The 21,063-nt window shown below is 58.7% G+C and carries 24 protein-coding genes; 15 read left to right on the plus strand and 9 right to left on the minus strand.

The window, feature by feature from the left end:
* From ACXWTF_RS05245 to ACXWTF_RS05275, 7 genes are all read left to right on the plus strand, one after another.
* A complete protein-coding gene (locus ACXWTF_RS05245; RefSeq protein WP_461713952.1) occupies window positions 1-2,604 on the plus strand; it encodes an ATP-binding protein in 2,604 nt (867 codons plus the stop codon).
* Window positions 2,605-2,639: 35 nt separating this feature from the next.
* Window positions 2,640-2,888, plus strand: a complete 249-nt coding sequence (locus tag ACXWTF_RS05250) for an RNA-binding S4 domain-containing protein (protein WP_461713953.1) — start codon at window positions 2,640-2,642, stop codon at window positions 2,886-2,888.
* Window positions 2,885-3,871, plus strand: coding sequence for an anthranilate phosphoribosyltransferase (gene trpD / locus ACXWTF_RS05255; protein ID WP_461713954.1), 987 nt, complete (start codon window positions 2,885-2,887; stop codon window positions 3,869-3,871). Before ACXWTF_RS05250 ends, trpD begins: the two co-directional genes overlap by 4 nt.
* Window positions 3,868-4,284 carry a tRNA (adenosine(37)-N6)-threonylcarbamoyltransferase complex ATPase subunit type 1 TsaE gene (tsaE, locus tag ACXWTF_RS05260; RefSeq protein ID WP_461713955.1) on the plus strand — a complete coding sequence of 139 codons (417 nt, stop codon included), beginning with the start codon at window positions 3,868-3,870 and terminating at the stop codon, window positions 4,282-4,284. The genes trpD and tsaE overlap by 4 nt, the downstream gene beginning before the upstream one ends.
* Entirely contained in the window at window positions 4,277-4,999 is a 723-nt protein-coding gene (lptB, locus tag ACXWTF_RS05265) for an LPS export ABC transporter ATP-binding protein (protein WP_461713956.1), read from the plus strand. The genes tsaE and lptB overlap by 8 nt, the downstream gene beginning before the upstream one ends.
* Entirely contained in the window at window positions 4,977-5,738 is a 762-nt protein-coding gene (locus tag ACXWTF_RS05270; RefSeq protein ID WP_461713957.1) for a TIGR02757 family protein, read from the plus strand. The genes lptB and ACXWTF_RS05270 overlap by 23 nt, the downstream gene beginning before the upstream one ends.
* A gap of 64 nt (window positions 5,739-5,802) precedes the next feature.
* Complete coding sequence (locus ACXWTF_RS05275; protein WP_461713958.1) at window positions 5,803-6,096, plus strand: hypothetical protein; 294 nt, start codon at window positions 5,803-5,805, stop codon at window positions 6,094-6,096.
* Between the two features lie 30 nt (window positions 6,097-6,126).
* On the opposite strand, the gene ACXWTF_RS05280 is transcribed toward ACXWTF_RS05275, so the two are convergent.
* Window positions 6,127-6,327: a hypothetical protein gene (locus ACXWTF_RS05280; protein WP_461713959.1), complete on the minus strand. Its 201-nt coding sequence runs from the start codon at window positions 6,325-6,327 to the stop codon at window positions 6,127-6,129.
* A 133-nt stretch (window positions 6,328-6,460) separates the two neighbouring features.
* Between ACXWTF_RS05280 and ACXWTF_RS05285 the strand changes: the two genes are divergently transcribed.
* The 8 genes from ACXWTF_RS05285 (at window position 6,461) to lpxD (ACXWTF_RS05320) (ending at window position 13,916) form a co-directional block, all read left to right on the plus strand.
* Window positions 6,461-6,748, plus strand: a complete 288-nt coding sequence (locus ACXWTF_RS05285) for a hypothetical protein (RefSeq protein WP_461713960.1) — start codon at window positions 6,461-6,463, stop codon at window positions 6,746-6,748.
* An 81-nt stretch (window positions 6,749-6,829) separates the two neighbouring features.
* Window positions 6,830-7,261, plus strand: a complete 432-nt coding sequence (locus ACXWTF_RS05290) for a CoA-binding protein (RefSeq protein WP_461713961.1) — start codon at window positions 6,830-6,832, stop codon at window positions 7,259-7,261.
* 5 nt (window positions 7,262-7,266) lie between these two features.
* Window positions 7,267-8,478: a threonine ammonia-lyase gene (ilvA, locus tag ACXWTF_RS05295; RefSeq protein ID WP_461713962.1), complete on the plus strand. Its 1,212-nt coding sequence runs from the start codon at window positions 7,267-7,269 to the stop codon at window positions 8,476-8,478.
* Window positions 8,479-8,482: 4 nt separating this feature from the next.
* Entirely contained in the window at window positions 8,483-9,400 is a 918-nt protein-coding gene (locus ACXWTF_RS05300; protein WP_461713963.1) for a Ppx/GppA phosphatase family protein, read from the plus strand.
* 418 nt (window positions 9,401-9,818) lie between these two features.
* Entirely contained in the window at window positions 9,819-11,513 is a 1,695-nt protein-coding gene (locus ACXWTF_RS05305; protein ID WP_461713964.1) for an acetolactate synthase large subunit, read from the plus strand.
* Window positions 11,510-11,983 (plus strand): acetolactate synthase small subunit, encoded by a 474-nt coding sequence (ilvN, locus tag ACXWTF_RS05310; RefSeq protein ID WP_461713965.1) that lies wholly within the window; start codon window positions 11,510-11,512, stop codon window positions 11,981-11,983. The genes ACXWTF_RS05305 and ilvN overlap by 4 nt, the downstream gene beginning before the upstream one ends.
* Complete coding sequence (gene lpxD / locus ACXWTF_RS05315; protein ID WP_461713966.1) at window positions 11,984-12,979, plus strand: UDP-3-O-(3-hydroxymyristoyl)glucosamine N-acyltransferase; 996 nt, start codon at window positions 11,984-11,986, stop codon at window positions 12,977-12,979. It abuts the gene before it with no gap.
* Window positions 12,966-13,916 carry a UDP-3-O-(3-hydroxymyristoyl)glucosamine N-acyltransferase gene (gene lpxD, locus ACXWTF_RS05320; RefSeq protein WP_461713967.1) on the plus strand — a complete coding sequence of 317 codons (951 nt, stop codon included), beginning with the start codon at window positions 12,966-12,968 and terminating at the stop codon, window positions 13,914-13,916. The genes lpxD (ACXWTF_RS05315) and lpxD (ACXWTF_RS05320) overlap by 14 nt, the downstream gene beginning before the upstream one ends.
* A gap of 124 nt (window positions 13,917-14,040) precedes the next feature.
* On the opposite strand, the gene ACXWTF_RS05325 is transcribed toward lpxD (ACXWTF_RS05320), so the two are convergent.
* From ACXWTF_RS05325 to ACXWTF_RS05360, 8 genes are all read right to left on the minus strand, one after another.
* Window positions 14,041-15,207: a pyridoxal phosphate-dependent aminotransferase gene (locus ACXWTF_RS05325; RefSeq protein ID WP_461713968.1), complete on the minus strand. Its 1,167-nt coding sequence runs from the start codon at window positions 15,205-15,207 to the stop codon at window positions 14,041-14,043.
* Between the two features lie 98 nt (window positions 15,208-15,305).
* On the minus strand, window positions 15,306-15,653 hold the full coding sequence (locus ACXWTF_RS05330; protein WP_461713969.1) for a VanZ family protein: 348 nt from the start codon (window positions 15,651-15,653) through the stop codon (window positions 15,306-15,308).
* Window positions 15,650-16,348 (minus strand): serine O-acetyltransferase, encoded by a 699-nt coding sequence (gene cysE, locus ACXWTF_RS05335; RefSeq protein ID WP_461713970.1) that lies wholly within the window; start codon window positions 16,346-16,348, stop codon window positions 15,650-15,652. Before cysE ends, ACXWTF_RS05330 begins: the two co-directional genes overlap by 4 nt.
* An 11-nt stretch (window positions 16,349-16,359) precedes the next feature.
* Entirely contained in the window at window positions 16,360-18,192 is a 1,833-nt protein-coding gene (gene speA / locus ACXWTF_RS05340) for a biosynthetic arginine decarboxylase (RefSeq protein WP_461713971.1), read from the minus strand.
* Window positions 18,193-18,209: 17 nt separating this feature from the next.
* Window positions 18,210-19,421 (minus strand): histidine--tRNA ligase, encoded by a 1,212-nt coding sequence (gene hisS / locus ACXWTF_RS05345; protein WP_461713972.1) that lies wholly within the window; start codon window positions 19,419-19,421, stop codon window positions 18,210-18,212.
* Window positions 19,418-20,005 carry a dTMP kinase gene (gene tmk, locus ACXWTF_RS05350; protein ID WP_461713973.1) on the minus strand — a complete coding sequence of 196 codons (588 nt, stop codon included), beginning with the start codon at window positions 20,003-20,005 and terminating at the stop codon, window positions 19,418-19,420. Before tmk ends, hisS begins: the two co-directional genes overlap by 4 nt.
* A complete protein-coding gene (gene coaD / locus ACXWTF_RS05355) occupies window positions 19,990-20,481 on the minus strand; it encodes a pantetheine-phosphate adenylyltransferase (protein ID WP_461713974.1) in 492 nt (163 codons plus the stop codon). Before coaD ends, tmk begins: the two co-directional genes overlap by 16 nt.
* Complete coding sequence (locus tag ACXWTF_RS05360; protein WP_461713975.1) at window positions 20,474-21,001, minus strand: UbiX family flavin prenyltransferase; 528 nt, start codon at window positions 20,999-21,001, stop codon at window positions 20,474-20,476. The genes coaD and ACXWTF_RS05360 overlap by 8 nt, the downstream gene beginning before the upstream one ends.
* Window positions 21,002-21,063 lie beyond the last annotated feature (62 nt).

Below are 21,063 nucleotides of genomic sequence, written 5' to 3' on the forward strand. Positions count from 1 at the left end.
ATGCAGTATCATAAATTGATCATACTGGCGCTCGTCGCCATGGCGTCGTTTGCTCTGTCGGCGGCGGAACCCTATATGAACATCGTGGTTGCCGCGGGCAACAGCAAGGCGGAGATGGATATCTACGTCCATACCCTGAACCGGAAGTTCGCCGAAGATCCCGCGATCGCCGAAGCACAGGCCAAAGAGCAATTCAAGGTTGTCAGCCGGCGCTCGGGGCGCCACTACATCACCAGTGTCGAGCCGCTCCGCGACAGCGAAGTCGTCTCAAGGGTGCTGGAAAAAGTGCAGCGTTATTTCCCGGATGCCTATGTCTATACCCACCGCGGCGACGAGCCGCTTGCGGCTGAACCCGCACCGAAGGTGGAGGTGAAAACCGTCTACGTTCCGGCGGAACCGGAGGTCAAGACCGTTTATATCCCGGCCGAACCGGAGATCAAAACCATCTATGTCGACCGCCCTTCAAAGGGGATCCCGTCGGAGAAGATCCTGCTCGCGCTGGTGATCCTCGGGGCGCTGTTGCTGCTGCTGATTCTCTTCGCCCTCTATCAGAAGCAGAAGCTGTCAAAAATCAGCCGCGTCCTCAAAAAAGAGCATGAAGAGCTCGAACAGATGCTGGAGCACCAAGAGGATATCATGGTCAACGTCGGTGAGAAGATCCGCCAGCCGGCCAAAGAGATCAGCACCAGCAGCGAAAAGATCCTGCAGACCCAGCTCGACCCGGAACAGAGCCGGGAGCTGGAGAAGATCAAGCATTCCGATGAACTGCTCCTGGACATTACCAACGATCTGATCGACTTCCTGAACCTCAAGTCCGACAAGGTCAAGCTGCGGCACGAACTCTTCAACATCAACAACGTCCTTGACGAAATGGCGGGGACGGTCAGTAACCGTGCGCGCGGCAACGGCGTCGAATTCATTTTCGATATCGAGAAGGGGGTCCCGGCCAAGTTCATCGGGGATTCGCTGCGCCTGGGCCAGGTGCTCACCAACCTGATGAGCAATGCTATGAAGTTCACCGAAGCCGGGGAAGTGAAGCTGCATATCCGGCGTCTGCCGGACAAGGGCGGGAAGGTGATGCTGGAGTTTATCATCTCCGACACGGGCATCGGTATTGACCCGAAACGCTTCAACGATATCTTCGAACCCTTCTCTTCGGCCAACGACCTCAAAGAGACGGGGCTGGGGCTCTACATCTCCCGCGCGCTGATCGATATGATGGGCGGCAGCATCGAGATCAAAAGCGTCATCAGCAAAGGGAGCGATTTCATCCTGACGATCCCGCTCGAAGTGCCGGATGTCAACGAAAAACGCCACTACCGTCTCCCGGCAAAGGCCTTTACGGGGCACACGTTCGTGATCGTCGAGGTCCAGCCGACGGCGGCGGATGCACTCAAGAAGATGCTGGAGTACTTTAAAAACGAGGTCAGCGTCCGTTCGCTGGGGGCGATCCGCAACAAAAGCGATATCCTCTTCGAGAGCGAAGTCGTCATCATTGCCGAAGATGCCTTTACACCGGACGTACAGGCGCTGATCAAGCGGGTCAAGAGTGAAACGGACAACAAGGTCGTCCTGGCGGGCAGTATGATGAACGAGCCCCACGACGTCTCGGCGCTCAAATCCATGATTGATGCACGGATCATGAAACCGCTGAACCTGCAGCGGATCTACGACCTGATCGTCGACCTCTTCGAAGACAGTATCAAAGAGGTCGATACCGAAGGCGTCACGCCGCGGCACACCTCGCCCAAGGCGATCACCGAGCAGCACTATGAGGATGTCCCGGAGACGCCGAACATCACGAAGCAGAGCTTCAGCGCTTTTGCGGGCGCATCGGTGCTGATCGTCGAAGACAACCTGATCAACCAGAAGGTCCTGCTGAGCCTCTTCAACGGCAGCGGCATCCGGGTCACCATGGCCGGCGACGGCGTCGAAGCCCTCGAAGCGGTACAGGACCCGAAAAACCGTTTCGACCTCGTCCTGATGGATATCAACATGCCGGTCATGGACGGCTACGAAGCCACGCGCCATATCCGTTCGGACGCGCAGTACGATGAGATGCCGATCGTCTCGCTGACGGGCCTGGGGCTGCCCGAGGAGATCGCGAAGATGTACGCGCTCGGGATGAACGCGCATCTGACCAAACCGGTGCAGATCGGACGGCTCTATACGGTGTTCAGCCGCTTTGTCAAAACGGCGGCCCCGGCGGCCCAGACCCCGGCGCGCACGGCAACGTCGCCGCTGAAGGAGACCACGTTCGCCAATACGGAAGTCCTCGCGGCCAAAGACGGCCTGATGCGCGCCAGCGGCGATGCGGAGCTCTACGGCGAGATCCTCGAAGAGTACGTCAAGCTCTATGCCAGTGCGGATCAGACACTGGAGATCTTTATGAAGACGGGCAACTATGACGCGGCCAAGAAGCTGGCACACGATATCAAAGGCGTCAGCGCCAATATCGGCGCGACCCATATGGTGCAGGTCTGCGAGGCTCTCAACGTCGGATTTTCACGGAACCTGGAGAACAGCAAACTGCGCGCACTCAAAAGCGATTTCGACCGCCACCTGCATGATGTATTGAAAGAGGCGAGAAAGTATCTGCCGTAACGGCGGATTTAGTAATCATTCCCTACAATTACCGCATGAGAATAGATAAATTTCTGAATGCGGTCAATATCACCAAGCGCCGCACCGTGGCGCAGGATATGCTCGCCAACGGGGTCGTCAGCATCAACGGCCAGCACGTCAAGGCGAGCAAGAACGTTGCCGTGGGGGATGTCATCACCATTGCCTACCTCAAGGGGGAGAAGCGCTACGAAGTGCTGCAGATCCCCGCGACCAAATCCACACCCAAATCGATGCAAAGCGAATACGTAAAGGAGCTGAATTGACCTACAGCGAAGCCCAAGCCGCTTTTGAACGCCTTTTCCGGCATGAGATGGACGATGCGCAGATGCGCGACTTCCTCCTCTCGATGAAACTTGATGATACGATGCCGGTCGAGGCCCTGGCCGCCGCGGCATCCGTCATGCGCGCCAATGCCATCGCGCTGCCCGTGGATGAGACGCTGCGCCCGGAGCTGATCGACATCGTCGGCACGGGCGGCGACAAGATCGGCAGTTTCAATATCTCGTCGACGACGGCGATCCTCTGTGCTTCGATGGGCTCCTACGTCGCCAAGCACGGCAGCCGCTCCGTCACCTCCAAATCGGGCAGTGCCGATATGTTCGAAGCCCTGGGGGTTAGGCTCGACCTGGGCATCGAACAGAGCGCGCGCCTGCTGGAGGAGACAGGCTTCACCTTTATGTTCGCCCAGAACCACCACCCGGCGATGAAATTCATCATGCCGGTGCGCAAAAGCATCCCCGAAAAGACGATTTTCAACGTCCTCGGCCCGTTGACGAACCCCGCCGGTGTCGCGAAGATCATGCTCGGCGTCTTCGACAAAAGCTTCGTGCCGAAGATCGCGGAGGCGCTGAAGATCAACGACGTGGCATCGGCGATCGTCGTCAGTTCAAAGGAGCGGATGGACGAGATCAGCATCTCCGACATCACCTACGCGGCCCGCGTCGATGCGAAGGGGATCACCGAATACGAGATCGATCCCGCCCTCTACGGCATCCCGCGGCAGCCGCTCGAAGCGATTGTCGGGGGTGACGCGGAAGCAAACGCCGCAATCCTGCGGAACATCTTCGAAAACCGTGCGACCGAAGCACAGCGCGACATCGTGCGGATCAACGCGGCCAACGCCTTCATCGTCGACGGGAAAGCGCGGGATATCCAGGAGGGGCTTGAGATGGCCGACGAGGCGCTGCTGGGCGGCCGGGCCAAGGCCAAGCTGGCGCAGATCATCGAGATCTCCGCGAAGCTGTGAGACAGCTCAAATGCGGCAAGGAAGATCTGGACCGGGTGGTCGGCGCCATCATGGACGCGCTGCCGCGGGGCGGTGTCGTGATCTTGCAGGGCGACCTCGCCAGCGGCAAAACGACATTGACCCAGGCCGCGGCACGCCATCTGAACATTGATGAGCCGGTTACTTCGCCGACGTTTTCGCTGCAGCAGTGCTACGGCGACCAGATGTTCCACTATGACATCTACAACCACGGCATCGAGCACTTTCTTGCCCTGGGGCTGCTCGAAGAGTTGGAAAAACCGGGCTACCATTTCATCGAATGGGGGGACGAAACCCTCATCGAGATGCTGAAGATGGCGGAGATCCCCTCCGTCGTCATCGAAATCGAAAAGTGCGCGCCAGACGCACGCTGTTACAAGGTGTACCATGCATAAACTGAGTGCCCAGGAGTTGGTCAAGACGATCAAACAGACCGAAATCGTCCGCGGGGTCTCCCTGGAGGTCAATACCGGTGAAGTCGTCGGACTGCTCGGTCCCAACGGCGCCGGAAAAACGACGACGTTCTACATGATCTGCGGCCTCGTCGAAGCGACGGGGGGCGAGGTCTTTATCGACGAGAAGAACATCTCGGGTTACCCGATGCATGCCCGTGCCCGTTCGGGTATCGGCTACCTGCCGCAGGAGGCCTCCATCTTCAAAGACCTTACGGTCGAGGAGAACCTGATGGTCGCGGCGCAGGCGGTGATCAAGAACAAGAAAGAGCAGCTTGAGCGCATCGAGGAGATGCTCGATATCTTCAATATCGAACCGATCCGCTACCGCAAGGGGATCAGCCTTTCAGGCGGGGAGCGCCGCCGTGCCGAGATCGCCCGCGCCCTGGTCGCCCGTCCCCGCTTTTTGCTGCTGGACGAACCCTTTGCCGGGGTCGACCCCCTCGCTGTTATGGATATTCAGAAGGTCGTCGAGCAGCTCGTCAAACACGACATCGGCGTGCTGATCACCGACCATAACGTCCGCGAGACCCTCGATGTCTGCGACCGCGCCTATGTTATCAAGAGCGGTACGCTGCTGGCGTCGGGCACGAGCGCCGAGATCATGGTCAACGAGGATGTCCGGCGGCACTACCTTGGCGAGTCGTTTAAATTCTGATCTGAAGGCGCTGCTGGAAGCCGAGATGCGGCAGCGCAACCATGCGCTGGAGATCTCCTACGAGCGGCCCGATCCCATCCTTGTCGCGCAGCGTTACCGGGAGCCTTACAGTGCCCTCGTATGCGCGCTTTTCGCCTACGGGCGCGCCGATCTGATCGTCCGGTTTCTCGACAGCCTCGATTTTTCGCTGCTCGATACGGAGGAAGCGACGATCCGCAGCGTCTTTTCAGACCACTACTACCGCTTTCAGAATGCACAGGATATCGCCGAGTTTTTTATTACCCTCCGGCGCCTGAAACAGACCGATGATATGGAAAGGATCTTTACGGAGGCTTACCGGAAGGAGCACTCCGTGATCGACGGGCTGAACGGTGTCATTGCGACGCTGCAGGGGCTTAACAGGTACGAGAGCCGCGGCTACCGCTTTCTCGTCGGCAGCAGCGTCACGAAGATAAAAGGGGGCGCGCCGATGAAGCGGTGGCTGATGTTCCTGCGCTGGATGGTCCGCAAGGATGCCATTGACTTCGGACTCTGGCAGGGCGTCGACACGGCTGACCTGCTGATGCCCCTTGATACCCATACCTTCAACGTCTCCCGCCGCCTGGGGCTTCTGCAACGAAAAACCTACGACCTGCAGGCCGTCGTCGAGTTGACAGAGAGGCTCAGGACGTTCGACGCAAAGGACCCGGTCAAGTACGACTTTGCCCTCTACCGTCTCGGACAGGAAAAAATACGCTGACGGCGTAGCCGGTAACGCAACGAAAAAACGGTACGATACGCCATAAGATATCGGAGGAGTTCCCATGCCGGCAAAACAGTATCAATATGCCATTTCCGTGGTGGCGATGAAAGATGCATCGGTCAACAATCAACTGGTCAGCGGTCTGGCGGACAAGCGACACATCATTGAAGCCGTCAATGCGATCGGATGGCAGTTTGATGCCGCGTACAGTGAGCACATCGTCATGGTCACCTGTAATGTCGGGGAGGAGCGTGCGGGGGGAGTGCTCTACCGCTTTACGATCACCTATCCTCAGGAGCGTGTGCAAAAGTGCGTCAGCGACCTCGTGTCAAAATGCGAAGAGTTGTTGGAGTAATGCTGCCGCGGCGCTGCGGCAGCGGGGGTGTCAGGCCGCTTTTTTGACCGCTTTTTTTGCCGCTTTTTTCGCGACCTTGACCTTTGATGGTTTGGCTTTGAGGACGATCTTTGTCACTTTTTTCGCGACTTTTTTGACCTCTTTTTTCTTCAGGACATTCTTTGCCACTGCCTTCTTGGCCGCTTTTTTCGCTACTTTCGCTACTGCTTTTTTCTTCAGGACCTTTGCCATTTTTTTCTCCCTTTGGATTGTTTTTATCACTATAAATAGTAATAAATTATTACCATAGTACATTTATTATATTATAATGTCAAGAAGAGGGTGCGAAGGAAAACAGTATCATTCGCATGCATAAGGAGGCTGAATGACTTTTATCGAGTTCAAAAAGCTGCTGCTGGATGCGGAGATCACGCTGCCCAAATTCAGCAAGCTGATCAAAGTGAGCGAAAAGAACCTGCAGTCGTACAAGAAGAAGGGCGAAGTGCCCAACACGATCGCCGTTATCGCCGCCTGTTTTGCACAGATGCATCAAAACGGGATGGCGTATGCCCCCGCGGTGGAGGCCCTGGGCCTCAAGGCCAAAACCAAAAAAGGGGCGGGGTTCGCCAAGAAGAAAAAAGCGGATGCCGCAGAGGCGGAAAAACAGGGCTGAAATTCGCCCTGCGCCGCAGAAGGGGACTTTTACCGAAGGGGCCCGGAGAAAGTGTTATAATTCCCGAAAAAAAGGAACGAAATGGAGTGCGAATTCCCAACGGTCAATGCCAACAGCGAAGAGATCAAGGCGATGTTTGAAGCGACCAAGACGATCGCCGTTCTGGGGCTCTCCCCGGACGAGAGCAAGGACAGCCACCGCGTAGCGAAATACCTCAAAGAAGCGGGGTTCAAAATCGTTCCTGTCTACCCCAAAGAGGATGAGATCCTCGGTGAAAAAGTCTACCGCTCCCTGGCGGAGATCCCTTTCCCGGTCGATATGGTCGATATCTTCCGCAAGCCCGCGGCCCTGGATGCCGTGGCGGACGCCTGTATTGCGCGCGGTGACGTGAAGTTCTTCTGGGCCCAGAAAGGGATCGTCAACAACGAAGCCGCCGAAAAAGCGGAAGCGGCGGGGATGAAAGTCGTTCAAAACCACTGTACGATGGTCGAGCACCGCCATCTGCTCGGGTAACACTGTTGTTCCCTTTCAGCAAGATCGAACAGGCCGCCGAACGCATCGGCGGCGTCGTGACGAAGACCCCCTACGCGTTTGCGCCCCACCTCAGCGAGATGAGCGGCTGCGAGGTCTACCTCAAGAAGGAGAACCTCCAGATCACGGGCGCCTTCAAGATCCGCGGGGCCTATAACAAGATCGCTTCGCTCAGCGACGCGGAGCGCGCGCGCGGCGTGGTCGCGGCGAGTGCAGGAAACCATGCCCAGGGGGTTGCCTATTCCGCGGCACAGTTCGGGATCCGGGCCGTGATCGTCATGCCCGAATCGACGCCGCTCACGAAGGTCGACGGCGTACGCCATTACGGGGCGGAAGTTATCCTGCACGGCAACAATTACGATGAAGCCTATGCCCACGCCGTCGCGTACGGCACGGAGCACGGACTGGAGTTCGTCCACCCTTTTGAAGATGACGAGGTCATCGCGGGACAGGGGACGATCGGCCTGGAACTGCTGGCAGCCGACGAGCACCCCGACGCGGTGGTCATCCCCGTCGGCGGCGGCGGGCTCATCAGCGGGATCGCCGCAGCGGTCAAGCAGCTTGATCCGACCATCGAGGTGATCGGCGTCAGTGCGGCCGGTGCCCCGGCGATGCGCCAATCCTTCGAAGCGAAGCGGCCCATCGATACGACCTCGGTCCGCACCATCGCCGACGGGATCGCCGTGCGCGATACGTCACCGAAGACGCTGGAATACATCCTGGAGAGTGTTGACCGTTTTATCGGTGTCGACGACGAAGAGATCGCCAATGCGATCCTCTTCCTGCTGGAGAAGCAGAAGCTCTCGGTCGAAGGGGCCGGCGCCGTCGGCGTCGCGGCACTACTGCATAAAAAGCTGCCGCACCTCGTGGGCAAAAAAGTGGCCGTGGTGCTCTCCGGCGGTAACGTCGACGTTACACTGCTCTCCGTCATCATCGAGAAGGGTCTGCTCAAATCCTTCCGGAAGATGAAGCTGACCGTGACCCTGGTGGACCGCCCGGGCTCACTGATGCAGCTGACGGAACTGCTCAGGTCGCTTAACGCGAACATTGTGCATATCGCCTACGACCGCACCTCGACGGACCTTGATTACGGGGATGCGAACGTGACGATCCACCTGGAGACGAAGGGCGAGGCGCACCAGAACCAGATCCGCGACCTGCTGCACCGCCACGGCTATCTCAGCCAGGAAGGGCACTGACCGTATGGCGAAAGTCGTCGCGATCGACCTGGGGTCGAATACCTGCCGCGCCATCGAGTATGACTGCGCGGCGGGTGCCTTCGGCCGCGAATGCGAACGGATCGTCAAGACCGCCGACCGGATGCATGAGACGGGCCGCATCGACGAAGGTGCGGTCACGCGGGTTATCGACGCTTTGAAAGCGGCGGACGAACTGTTTGACTTGAAACATACCCCTTACCGCGCCGTAACGACGGCGGCGATGCGGATGGCCGCGAACAGCGAAGCGGTATTGGCGCAGATCGCGGAAGCGACGGGCGTCGGCTTCGAGATCATCGATGCGGACCGTGAAGCGTTTTATACCCTGACCGCCGTCCGTGCCCGCCTGGGACAGCTCGGGCTGCAGTCGGATTCGCTCTGTATGATCGATATCGGCGGCGGTTCGACCGAGGTGATCTTCTACCAGGAGGGCGAACGGGTATCGCAGAGTTTTTCCATCGGGATCGTCACGATTGCGCAGCGGTGCGACACGCCTGAAGAGGTGCGCAGACTGACGGACAGGATGCTGCAGCCGGTGCGGCTTTTCGTCGATGCCTACATTGCGGCCCAGGGACGGCCGCAGACCTTTGTCACGACGGCCGGTACGCCCACGACGATTGCGGCTTTTTTGCAGGGGATGACCTATGACAGCTACACCCCCGGACGCATCAACGGGTTCGCACTGGAGAAAACGGAGTGTGAACAGGCGCTCCGCGAGCTGCTGATGCTCGATGAAAAGATGCGCAGCATCTACGTCGGAGTGGGGCGGGAGACTCTGATCGTCGCCGGGGTCGTCATCGTCGAGATGTTCTACGAGGTGCTGGGGTACGATACCTCGGTCGTGATCGACGACGGGGTACGCGAAGGGGTGGCAATCGCCTTTTGCGAAGAGGGGGGAAGCTAAAAGCCTCATTCGCTGCACCGAAGCGAAAAACTTACCCCTGTTTAACGATTAATCGACTATAATTACCCCATTTTTATTTATGGGTATTTCCAGCCTTCTTCGCGTTTCTCAGAGCGGTTTTGACGTATGAGATTTTCTTTGTTTCCTGCGAAGGCCTGGCTTGAGCCAAGTCAAGAAGGGAACGGAGGAAAGATCGTACGTCAAAACCCCTCCCGGAGGGCACTCCAGCGAAAAACATACTCTGCGTTGCCGCTTTTTGACTTGGCTCAAGCCAGGTCATCAAAGCGTCGCCTTGATTATGCCTTTCGCTGGAGTGCTGAGGCCGTGAAGAAAGCTGGAGATACCCATTATTTAGATAGAGTCTCGGCACCGATAGAACACTGTGCTATCTACGAGACGTTTTTACGAGGAGAATGCCATGCAGATGAGTGGCGCACAGATGGTCATTGAGGCACTGAAACACGAAGGGGTCGATACCGTATTCGGCTACCCCGGCGGTGCCATTATGAACGTCTATGACGAGATATACAAACAAGACGATTTTCAACACATTCTGACCCGGCACGAGCAGGCGGCCGTGCACGCGGCAGAGGGGTATGCGAAGGTCACCGGCAAGGTCGGCGTGGCGATGGTCACCTCCGGACCGGGCTTTACCAACGCCGTGACGGGTATCGCCGATGCGTATATGGACTCCATCCCCCTCGTCGTTATCAGCGGGCAGGTCCCGATGTCCCTGATCGGGACGGACGCGTTCCAGGAGATCGACTCCGTCGGTATCAGCCGTTCGTGTACGAAGCACAACTACCTTGTCACCGATGCGGCGGATCTGCCGCGCGTCCTGAAAGAGGCGTTCTACCTCGCCGCGACCGGGCGTCCCGGACCGGTCCACGTCGACATCCCCAAGGATGTTACCGCCCAGATCGCCGAGTTTGACTACAGCCGCCCGGTGGAGATGGAGACCTACAAGCCGACGACCAAGGGCAACGCCCGCCAGATCAAAAAGGCGATCGAGGCGATCGCCGCGGCGAAGCGGCCGCTGCTCTACCTCGGCGGCGGTGTCATCAACGCCAACGCGGCAGACGAGGTCCGCGCGTTCGCGAAACTGACGGGGATCCCGGCGGTCGAAACCTTCATGGCCCGCGGTACGATGGGCGCGGAGAACCCGCTGGTGATCTCCATGCTGGGGATGCACGGCTCCTACGCCGCAAACATGGCGATGAGCGAGACCGACCTGATTATCGGCCTTGGCGCCCGCTTCGATGACCGCGTTACCGGGAAACTGAGCGAGTTCGCGAAAAACGCCGACGTTATCCATGTCGATATCGACCCGGCGAGCATCTCCAAGCTGGTCAATGCGGAGTACCCGATCGTCGGCGACGTCAAGTATGTTGTCGAAGCGATGACGACCCTGGCCAAAGGCAAAATCGATCCGGAGCGTTTCGCACCGTGGCTGGAGACGATCGACCACTTCAACAAACTGCACCCGCTGGGGTACGAAGAGGAAGCGGGCACGATCAAACCGCAGTGGGTCATCGAACGCATCGGACAGCTGCTGGGCGAAAAAGCGAACATCAGCACCGACGTCGGCCAGCACCAGATGTGGACGGCCCAATTCTACCCCTTCTCGCGTCCGCGCCAGTTCATCAGTTCCGGCGGTCTGGGCACGATGGGCTTCGGGTTCCCGGCGGCGATGGGGGTCAAGCGCGGCGATATGGATCGCGTCAGCATCAACGTCACCGGTGACGGTTCGATCCTGATGAACGTCCAGGAGCTGATGACGTCGGTCGAGTACAAACTGCCGGTCATCAACGTCATCCTGAACAACCACTTCCTCGGCATGGTCCGCCAGTGGCAGACGCTCTTTTACGACAAACGCTACTCGGAGACGGACCTCTCCATGCAACCCAACTGGGTCGGGCTCGTCGAGAGCTTCGGCGGGGTCGGCTATAACGTCGAGACGAAAGAGGAGTTCGACGCCGCGCTTAAAGATGCGGTCGAGAAGAACGTCGTTGCGATGATCAACGTCAACGTCTCGCGTTTCGAGAACGTTCTGCCGATGGTCCCGGCCGGCGGTTCGCTGTTCAATATGATGTTGGAATACAAGGATAAATGATGCAGAACGAAAGAAGAGTTGTATCGGTCATCTTACAGAACGAGGCGAGCGCGCTCTCGCGGATCACGGACCTCTTTTCGGCCCGCGGCTATAACATCGAGTCGTTGACCGTCGCCCCGATCCCGGAGTCCAAATATTCACGCCTCACCATCGCAACCTCCGGCTCCGTCCGGGTGATCGAACAGATCACGAAACAGCTGCACAAGCTCATCCCGGTCCTGCGCGTCTACGAACATGCCGATCTCGTCGAGAAAGAGATGGCGATGGTCAAGTTCCCGATCTCGGAGAACCTCTCCGATATCGAAACGCTGAGCAAAGCCTATAACGGCAAGATCGTCAATGTCGGCAACGACATGATCATCGCGATGGTCGCCGACGAGCCCAAGCGCGTGTCACACTACCTTGAGGCCGTCAAACGTTTCAACCCCAAAGAGATCGTCCGCAGCGGGACAGTGGCCCTGGAGCGCTAGGTGCGACTCTCCCTTATCGCGGAAACGCTTGGTATCCCGCTGCCGGGCGAAGCGCGTGAAATCCGTGCAATGAATACCCTCGCAGATGCGTCGCCGGACGAACTCTCCTACCTCTCGGACAACCGTTACCTCACCTCCCTGGAAACGACCAAGGCCGCGGCCGTGCTGGTCAGAGCCGACGCCCTCGATGCCGTTCCCGAGCACTGCATTGCCCTCGTGTGCGATGATGTCTCCCTCAGCATGGCGAAGGCGACTGCCCTTTTTGCCCCGCCGCTGATCGATCACGATGCCCCCGAACCGCTTATCGGGGAAACCAGCTTTGTCGACCCGCGTGCCAATATCGAGAAGGGTGCCGTCATCGGCAACGGTGTCACAGTGATGGCCGGCGCCTATGTCGGTTCGGGCGTCGTGATCGGCGACGATACGGTCATCTTCCCCAATGTGACACTCTACCGCGACTGCCGGATCGGATCGCGCTGCCGAATCCACGGCGGGACGACAATAGGTGCGGACGGTTTCGGTTACGCCCACACGGCCCAGGGCGAACACGTCAAGATCTACCAGAACGGCAACGTTGTCATTGAAGATGACGTAGAGATCGGTGCGAACTGTTCCATTGACCGGGCACTCTTCAACGCTACTGTCATCCGCCGTGGTGCGAAGATCGATAACAACGTGCATATCGGCCACAACTGCGATATCGGAGAGCACTGTATCTTCGTTGCGCAGGTCGGCGTCGGCGGGTCGACGCACCTGGGACGAAACTGCGTCGTCAGCGGGCAGACGGCCTTCTCGGATCACCTGGAGATCGCGCCGTTTACGACCTTTACGGCACGTTCGGGGGTCACGAAGTCTATCAAGGAGAGCGGGAAGGTCTTTAGCGGCTACCCGCTGATGGAACACCGCCTCTGGAGCAGGCTGCAAAGCCGTCTTTCCAAGCTTGCGAAAGAGGGGGTCGGTACAAAACGGAGGGCGAAAACACATGAAGTTGAGTGATATCTGCCGGAAGCTCGCGATCACCTTTGACGGAGAGGATCGTGAGATTACGGGCCTCAATGCACTGCAGGATGCGGGCGGACAGGAGGTCAGTTTCCTCGAAAACCCCAAATACGCTTCACAGCTCTCAGATACCAATGCCGCCGCGGTCCTAGTCACGGAGGCCATGGCGCAAAATCTCCCTGAACAGTGTATCCCTCTGATCGTCGACGAACCCTATATCGCCCTGGCGAAAGCGTCCGCTTTCTTTGCGCCGCCCCGCCTCGAGCAGGATGTGCCGGAGCGTGTTGTCGGTGCAGGGACGGTGATCGAAGAGGGCGCCTTTGTCGCCAAAGGAAGCCGGATCGGTCAGAACTGCCATATCATGCCCGGTGTTTTTATCGGCAACAACGTCACGATCGGCGACAACACGGTCCTCTACCCCAACGTAACCGTCTACCGTGACTGTGTGATCGGCAGCGACTGCATCATTCACGCGGGAACGGTTGTCGGCAGCGACGGTTTCGGTTTCGCGACGACGAAGCTGGGCGAACACGTCAAGATCTACCAGAACGGCAATGTCGTGATAGAAGATGATGTCGAGATCGGCTCCAACACGACGATTGACCGTGCCGTCTTCAAGAGTACGGTTGTAAAAAAAGGCGTGCGTATCGACAACCTTGTGCAGGTAGGGCATAACTGCATGATAGGCGAATACAGCGTGCTGGTCTCGCAGGTGGGGCTTGCAGGCTCCTCCAGCCTCGGACGCAACGTCGTTATGGGCGGTCAGAGTGCGACCGCCGGCCACCTCTCCATCGCCCCGTTTACGACGATCGCCGCGCGCGGCGGTGTGACGAAGAACGTCGACAAAGCCGGTGTTTACGGCGGCTTCCCGCTGATGGAACACAAGCTCTGGCTGAAACTCCAGGGCAAACTCGCGCGCCTGCTGAAAGCCTAGGGTGCCGTCAGCTTCTGCACGGTGCTGCAGAGGTACGCTTTTCTCTTTTTTTCAATCGCTGTTTTGAAGTGTCGTTATGTGGGAGTAGTACGAGACGGCATGTCCTGCCGTCTGTGTAAGAAGATCAGTAGGTCTTGACGAAGTCCGCGATACGTGCGATCCCTTCGCGGATGTTCTCGATATCGGTCGCAAAGCTGAAGCGGAAGTAGCCGTCCATGCCGAAACCGAGTCCCGGGACGACGGCGACCTCTTTTTCTTCGAGCAGGCGCTTGCAGAAGGTGAGGGAGTCTTCCGTGACCGCTTTGATGTTGACGAAGAGGTAGAAGGCACCGTCGGGGGAGAGGACGGAGAGGCCGTCGACGGCGTTAAAGCGTTCGACCGCTTCGTCCCGGCGCGCCATAAAAGCCTGGCGCATCATCTCGATCTCTTCGTCCGCGGAGCCGTCAAGCCCCTTGAGGGCGGCGTACTGGGTGATGGAGTTGATGTTGGACGTGCTCTGGCTCTGCAGTTTCTTCGTCGCCTTGATCATCTCCGCATCCGCAGAGGCCATATAGCCGAAACGCCATCCAGTCATCGCCACGGATTTACTCAGCCCGTTGATGGTGACGGTACGCTGGAACATATCGTCGCTGATCGCCGCCGCGGAGGTGAACTCCCCTTTGTAGATGAGCTTTTCATACATCTCGTCGCTGGCGACGATGATGTCGGTACCCTTGAGGACGTCTGCCAGCCCTTCAAGCTCCGCTTTTGAGTAGACGGCGCCCGTCGGGTTGGACGGCGTCGTGAGAATCAGCATCTTCGTCTTCGGCGTGATGGCTTCCTGGAGCTGCTGCGGGGTGATCTTGAAGCCGCTGGCGTCGTCGGTCATGATCTCGACGGGGGTCCCGCCGCAGTATTTGACCAGCTCCGGGTAGGTGACCCAGTACGGTGCGGGAATGATGACCTCGTCGCCTTCCTGGATCGTGGCCGAGAAGAGGTTGAAGAGCGAATGCTTGGCACCGTTGTTGACGATGACCTGGTTCATCTCGTAATGCAGTCCGTTGTCGCGTTTCAGTTTCTCGATGACCGCCTTTTTCAGTTCCGGGATACCGTCAACGGCCGTATAGCGGGTCTTGTCGCTTTCGATGGCGGCGATGGCGGCATCTTTGATGACGCGGGGCGTACCGAAATCCGGTTCGCCGGCGGAGAAACTCAGCACGTCTTTGCCCTGTGCGCGCAATTCCTGCGCGAGCGCGGTGACGGCGATCGTGATCGATTCGGAGAGAACGTTTACTCTATCGGTCAGTTGCATTCTAGGCCTTTAGGCGGGAAAAATCCCTAGGGTTAAATCCTGAAATTATACCACTATAAGCATAAGGGCAGTGCCAAAATGGTGGACCGGAGCGAAATTTAAGCGCGGCGGGCCCTGAGACGGTAGACGAGGAGGTGCAGGCACAGGGCGGCGGCCACGGCGGCGGCGTCGACGGCGATATCGGACAAGGATGCGTGCCGGTTGGGCAGAAAGGCCTGCACGGCTTCGATCAGGATGCCGTAGCCCAGCAGCAGCGCACTGCGCAGTCGCCAGGAAAACAGAGGGAAGGCAAAGAGGTGGAGCAAGTAGAGCGTGAAAAAAGCGGCGAAGTGGTTTAGGACGTCACTGACGGAGACGACCGTCGGCAGCGGTTCGTACGTCGGGATAAAAGCGAGGATCGAAACGGCGAGAAGGGTTACGGCGAAGAGGAGCTTCGCGACGTTCATTTCATCGCTTTGAGGAAGGAGTCGTAGATATGCTCAAGCTCGAGGTCCTGTTCAAGGATTTCGGCGTTATCCTGCATCAGGATATGCTCGAGGACGGCGACACGTTTGAGCAGGTACTCGAAAAGCTCCTTGTCGATGTCGGGGAGCTTGTTGTGGCTGAGGGGATCTTTATCGCGCCCCTTCTCGATGATACGCGCCGGGATACCGACGGCGGTGGAGTTGTCGGGAACCGGTTTGACGACAACGGAGTTCGAACCGATTTTGGCATTTTCGCCGATGACGATATCGCCGAGCACCTTTGCCCCGGCGCCGATAACGGCGTTTCTTTTGATCGTCGGGTGGCGTTTGCCCGGGGTGAGGCTGACCCCGCCCAGCGTCACGCCCTGGTAGACGAGGACGTCATCTTCGATAATGCAGGTCTCCCCGATGACGACGCCGATACCGTGGTCGATGAAGAAGCGGCGGCCGATCGTCGCACCCGGGTGGATATCGATATTGGTTAAGATCTGGTTGATGGCCATAATGAAACGGGCGGTACGGCGGAGCCCCTTTCGGTACAACCGGTTGGCGATGCGGTACCAGGTGACGGCCCAGATGCCCGGATAGTTGAAAAAGAGCTCGAAGCGGCTGCTGATCGCGGGGTCGTTGCGGTAGACGTTCGAAAAATCTTCTCTGATCTCAGCAAACAGTCCCAATACGAACCCCCTTATTTTGTGGTGCGCAAGTAGCCGTTTTGCGCCAGAAAGTGTTTAAGTGTGGAAAGTGTATCACGGTTTTCTTCCTTTGTCATAAATTCGGATTCGGCAATACGCGTTTCAAGTTGTTTTAATACGACGGCCGGGTCGTACTCGAGGTTGTCGAGGATCTCCAGGATATCTTCGGCCTCGTCGAGGTTGGTGAAGCGGTAGCCGTCATCGTCGATCAGTACCGTCGCCTCGCTGGGGTGGCTGAAGAGGTTGTGGTGCATGCCGAGGGTCTCCTGGTAGGCGCCGACGTTGAAGAAGCCGAGGAAATACTCCTCGACATCCAGGTCGACGTCGTGCAGGTAGAGCGGCGCCTTGGGATCGAAGCCGATCTCCCCGTCGCTGTCGCAGGTGATGTCCCACAGCGACGCGGCGCGGATGGCCGGCTGTTCAAGCCGGTCCAGCGGCATGACGGGGAAGTGCTGTTTCAGCCCCCAGTAGTCCGGCATGCTCTGGAAGAAAGAGCTGTTGACCAGGTAGCGCTCCTGCAGCCTTTCTTGCAGCCGTTCGATCTCGGGCAGCTGGTTGCTCTGCTTGAGGTAGAGGGCCCGTTTGATAATCAGGTGCACGAGGGTTTCCGCGTTCGAGCGGTCCTGGAGGTCGATATAGCCCAGCTCGAACAGTTTGAGCAGGGATTCGAGGTGGTCGAGCGCATCGTGGAGGTACTCGATACTGTTGCCGGAGGTGAGCATGTTGTGAAGTTCGAGCAGCTCCTCGATCAGCGGCGGGTTGACCTCTTTGAGCTTGAGGGAGCGCTCCTGGTAGTCGTGGGAGAAGAGCTCCAGGACCGGCGTGACGAGGACGGCGTGCGACGCGGTGATGAACCGGCCCGACTCGGTGACGATGTTCGGGTGTTCGACCCCCTTGGCGCGCATAATGCCGCCGAGCAGGAAGACAACGTCGTTGGCGAACTCTTTGAGGCTGTAGTTCCGGACCCGCTGCGCCGGGTGCTGGGCATACTCGACGGAGAGGCCGCCGCCGATGTTGATGGCGCGCAGGGCATCCGCCCCCATCCGTTTGAGCTCGGCATAGATGTTCCCCGCCTCGCGCAGGGCGCGTTTGAGCGGGGCGATCTCATCCATCTGCGACCCGATATGGAAGTGCAGCATCGTGAAACGGTCCAGCAGGTTGTGGCGTTTGAGCAGGTCGAAGGCTTCGAGCAGCTCCGTGGAGGTGAGGCCGAACTTGGCCTGCATCCCGCCGCTTTTGGCCCAGATGCCGCTGCCGCCGCTGTGCAGGCGGATCCGGATACCGATATTGGGGACACGGAAAGAGGTGTTCTCGGCGACTTCGATGATCGACTCGAGTTCGCCGATCCCCTCGATGGTCAGGGTGATATTGTGCCCCATCTGCGCCGCGAGGAAGCCCATGGTGATCATCTCGACGTCTTTGAAGCCGTTGACGGTAATCGGCGAGCCCGTCGGCGTATTGGCCATGGCGAGGATCAGTTCCGCCTTGGAACCGGCCTCGAGGCCGTAATCGTGTTCCCGCCCCGCTTCCACGATCGATTTGACCACCTCGGGATACTGGTTGACCTTCAGCGGGTAGACGGCCTTGAAGCGCCCCTGGTAGCGGTTCTCTTCGATGGCACGGGTAAAGTGGCCGTACAGCGCGTCGATCTGCTTGGCGATGAGGTGGGGGAACCGGAGAATGACGGGACCGGTAATCCCCTCCGAACGGATCTGCGCGGTAATATCGATGAGCGCGGGAGAGCTTTTGTAGTTGATGTGGGCTTTCCCGTCGCGAATGATGAAGTTTTGGTCACCCCAGATATCGAGTCCGTAGGGCTGTTGCATGTGTCTGCTTCCTGAAGTTAAAGTTGATCGGCCGGAATAACCGATTCGGTTTTGGTCTCGAGGTCTTTGATCCAGACCTTGCCTTCGTTGCGTTCGTTCTCGCCGATCACGACGCAGTAGCGGGCGTTGATGCGGTCGGCCCCTTTGAGGTGGGCTTTGAGGCTCTTGGGTGCATATTCGACGACGACGGTGTCACCGGCGCGTTTGTCGCGCGCAAGCTGCATGATCTGGGGCAGGGACTCGGCATCCATCGCCCCCATGTAGTAGCCGTCGCGCACGGCTTCGGGCATTTTGATCAGCTCCAGCAGCCGTTCGATCCCGATGGCGAAACCGACGGCCGGGGTGGCGCGGCCGTCGAGGAACTCGACAAGGCGGTCGTAGCGCCCCCCGCCGGCGACGGCGCTCTGCGCGCCGATCTCGTCGCTGACGAACTCGAAGGCGGTTTTGGAGTAGTAGTCCAGCCCGCGCACGAGGTGGGTGTCGACCTCGTAGGCGATCCCGCCCTCATCCAGCAGCTGTTTGAGTGTCGCAAAGTCGCTGTCGCACGCTTCGCAGAGGTTGTCCATCAGTTTCGGTGCATCCTTGTAGAGGATCTGGCACTGCTCGTTTTTACAGTCGAGGACGCGGATGGGGTTGGTCGCCTTGCGGCGCGCACAATCTTCGCAGATATGCTCTTCGTGCTTGTCGAGGAAACCGACGAGCATCTCGCGGTACTGGGGCATGCAGTGCTGGTCGCCGAGGGAGTTGATCTTGAGGCGGAAAGCGATCCCCAGCGCCGTGAGGATGTCGGCGATCATCGTAATGATCGTCACGTCCTCGTAAACGGAATCGACGCCGAAGCTTTCGCACCCGAACTGGTGGAACTCGCGCAGGCGTCCCTTCTGCGGGCGTTCGTAACGGAACATCGGCCCGTGGTAGAAGTAGCGCTGGATCCCCCCGGCACGGTCGAGCTTATTCTGGACAAAGGCGCGCACGACGCCGGCGGTCCCTTCGGGGCGGAGGCAGACGTCGTTCTCGCCTTTGTCGATGAACTGGTACATCTCCTTGCCGACGATATCGCTGGACTCGCCGACGGAGCGTTTGAACAGCGCCGTCTCCTCGAGCAGCGGCGTTTCGACGTAGGTGAAGCCGTAACGCCGTGCGATGGCCGTGGCCGTCTGTAAAAAGTACTCAAACCGCGCATTGTCCGGCGGCAAAATGTCATTCATACCACGCAGGGAACGAATCATGACTCTCCTTTGGTAGTGATAATTTCTTTGATCTGTTCGGTGATCGTATCGACGTCCAGGGCTGCGTCAATGACGAGGGTCGGAATGCCCAGCAGCCGGGCGGCCCGTTCGAGTTCATCCTGAATGGCCAGCAGATACTCGGTGCCCCGGGATTCGATGGCGTCGTGGGCTTTGCCGGCGAGACGGCGCATCAGCTCCGTCTCCTCCAGCTTCAGGATCACGGCGAAATCGGGCAGCACCCCTCCCGTGGCAAAACGGTTGAGGCGCAGCAGTTCGTCAGGCTCGAAAGCCTGTTTGACCATAGCATAGGCCATGCCCGAAATAACGGAACGGTCCGAGATGATCAGGTCGGAGCGGTGCGGGAGGATGACCTCCTCGATATGCTCGCTGCGGTCGGCGAGGAAGAGCAGCATCTCCGCGCGGTCGGAACGGACCCCCGTTTCCAGGATCAGTGCTCTGATACGCTCCCCCGCAGGCGTGCCGCCGGGCTCCTTGGTAAAACAGGCCTCGGGGAAAAGTGCCCGCAGGGCTTCCATCTGGGTGGACTTCCCGGCGGTGTCGATCCCCTCTAGGACAAGGTACATGAGTCCATTCCCCGGATAATGGCTTCGACCTCCGCGGGCAGCAGGTGCTCCGTCTTGCCGTTGAAGGTGAGCAGATTGCGCACGATGGAAGAGCTGACGAAGGCGTTTCGCAGGCTCGGCATCAGGTAGACCGTTTCGACATTCGCGTCGAGCGAATGGTTCAGGTAGCCCAGCTGCAATTCGTATTCGAAATCGCTGACGGCGCGCAGGCCGCGGATCAGGATGTCGGCGCCGTACTCTTTGGCCAGGTCGATGGTGAGGTTGTCAAAGCCGATCACCTCGACGTTCTGCAGGCCTCCGACGGCGGCGTTGGCCATACTGACACGCTCGTCGAGGGTGAACATCGGCTTTTTACTGTGCGACTCGGCGACGGCGACGATGACACGGTCGAAGAGCTTGAGCGCCCGCGCAATGATGTCGTAGTGGCCGTTGGTAATGGGGTCGAAGGTCCCCGGATAGAGTGCAGTTTTAATCATCGCTCCCCCAGCGTTTGTAAAGATCGTTCTCGATACCGATCAGGTCGAACCATTTGCCGATCATGAAGTTCTCCATGGCCTCAAGGCTCTCCTGTTGCGAGTAGTAGGCCAGGACAGGCGGGGCGATAAAGACACCCAGTGTGGCCAGTTTGTGCATGTTTTCCAGGGCAATGGCCGAGAAGGGCATCTCCCGCGGCGCGAGCAGCAGGGTCTTGTGCTCTTTGATCATCACCGAAGCCGCCCGCGTGGTCAGGTTGTCCGCAATGCCGGCGGCCACTTTGGCCAGCGTATTCATACTGCAGGGGATGATCAGCATCGCGTCCGCACCGAAGGAGCCGGAAGCCAGCGGCGCGGCGATGTCACCCTCGTCGTGCAGCGTGACATCCTGCTCGTGGCGGAACACCGTTTTGGCGTTTTCGGAGACGATGAGGTGCTTCTGGATATGGTCCGGAAGGGCCCGGAGGGTTTTAAGGCCCAGGGAGGCTCCGCTTGCACCGCTGATGGCTATGATGATCTTCATGCACGCTCGCAAATTGAAATGGGTGCTATTTTACCACGTGGGGACTTAGGTTGTGTATGGGG

The sequence above is a fragment of the Thiomicrolovo sp. ZZH C-3 genome (assembly GCF_054862725.1).

Coding starts and splice junctions, on each gene's coding strand:
- ACXWTF_RS05245 (WP_461713952.1), top strand. CDS start 1: ATGCAGTATCATAAATTGATCATACTGGCGCTCGTCGCCATGGCGTCG.
- ACXWTF_RS05250 (WP_461713953.1), top strand. CDS start 2,640: ATGAGAATAGATAAATTTCTGAATGCGGTCAATATCACCAAGCGCCGC.
- lptB (WP_461713956.1), top strand. CDS start 4,277: ATGCATAAACTGAGTGCCCAGGAGTTGGTCAAGACGATCAAACAGACC.
- ACXWTF_RS05275 (WP_461713958.1), top strand. CDS start 5,803: ATGCCGGCAAAACAGTATCAATATGCCATTTCCGTGGTGGCGATGAAA.
- ACXWTF_RS05280 (WP_461713959.1), bottom strand. CDS start 6,327: ATGGCAAAGGTCCTGAAGAAAAAAGCAGTAGCGAAAGTAGCGAAAAAA.
- ACXWTF_RS05285 (WP_461713960.1), top strand. CDS start 6,461: ATGACTTTTATCGAGTTCAAAAAGCTGCTGCTGGATGCGGAGATCACG.
- ACXWTF_RS05290 (WP_461713961.1), top strand. CDS start 6,830: ATGGAGTGCGAATTCCCAACGGTCAATGCCAACAGCGAAGAGATCAAG.
- ACXWTF_RS05300 (WP_461713963.1), top strand. CDS start 8,483: ATGGCGAAAGTCGTCGCGATCGACCTGGGGTCGAATACCTGCCGCGCC.
- ACXWTF_RS05305 (WP_461713964.1), top strand. CDS start 9,819: ATGCAGATGAGTGGCGCACAGATGGTCATTGAGGCACTGAAACACGAA.
- ilvN (WP_461713965.1), top strand. CDS start 11,510: ATGATGCAGAACGAAAGAAGAGTTGTATCGGTCATCTTACAGAACGAG.
- lpxD (WP_461713967.1), top strand. CDS start 12,966: ATGAAGTTGAGTGATATCTGCCGGAAGCTCGCGATCACCTTTGACGGA.
- ACXWTF_RS05325 (WP_461713968.1), bottom strand. CDS start 15,207: ATGCAACTGACCGATAGAGTAAACGTTCTCTCCGAATCGATCACGATC.
- ACXWTF_RS05330 (WP_461713969.1), bottom strand. CDS start 15,653: ATGAACGTCGCGAAGCTCCTCTTCGCCGTAACCCTTCTCGCCGTTTCG.
- speA (WP_461713971.1), bottom strand. CDS start 18,192: ATGCAACAGCCCTACGGACTCGATATCTGGGGTGACCAAAACTTCATC.
- hisS (WP_461713972.1), bottom strand. CDS start 19,421: ATGATTCGTTCCCTGCGTGGTATGAATGACATTTTGCCGCCGGACAAT.
- tmk (WP_461713973.1), bottom strand. CDS start 20,005: ATGTACCTTGTCCTAGAGGGGATCGACACCGCCGGGAAGTCCACCCAG.
- coaD (WP_461713974.1), bottom strand. CDS start 20,481: ATGATTAAAACTGCACTCTATCCGGGGACCTTCGACCCCATTACCAAC.
- ACXWTF_RS05360 (WP_461713975.1), bottom strand. CDS start 21,001: ATGAAGATCATCATAGCCATCAGCGGTGCAAGCGGAGCCTCCCTGGGC.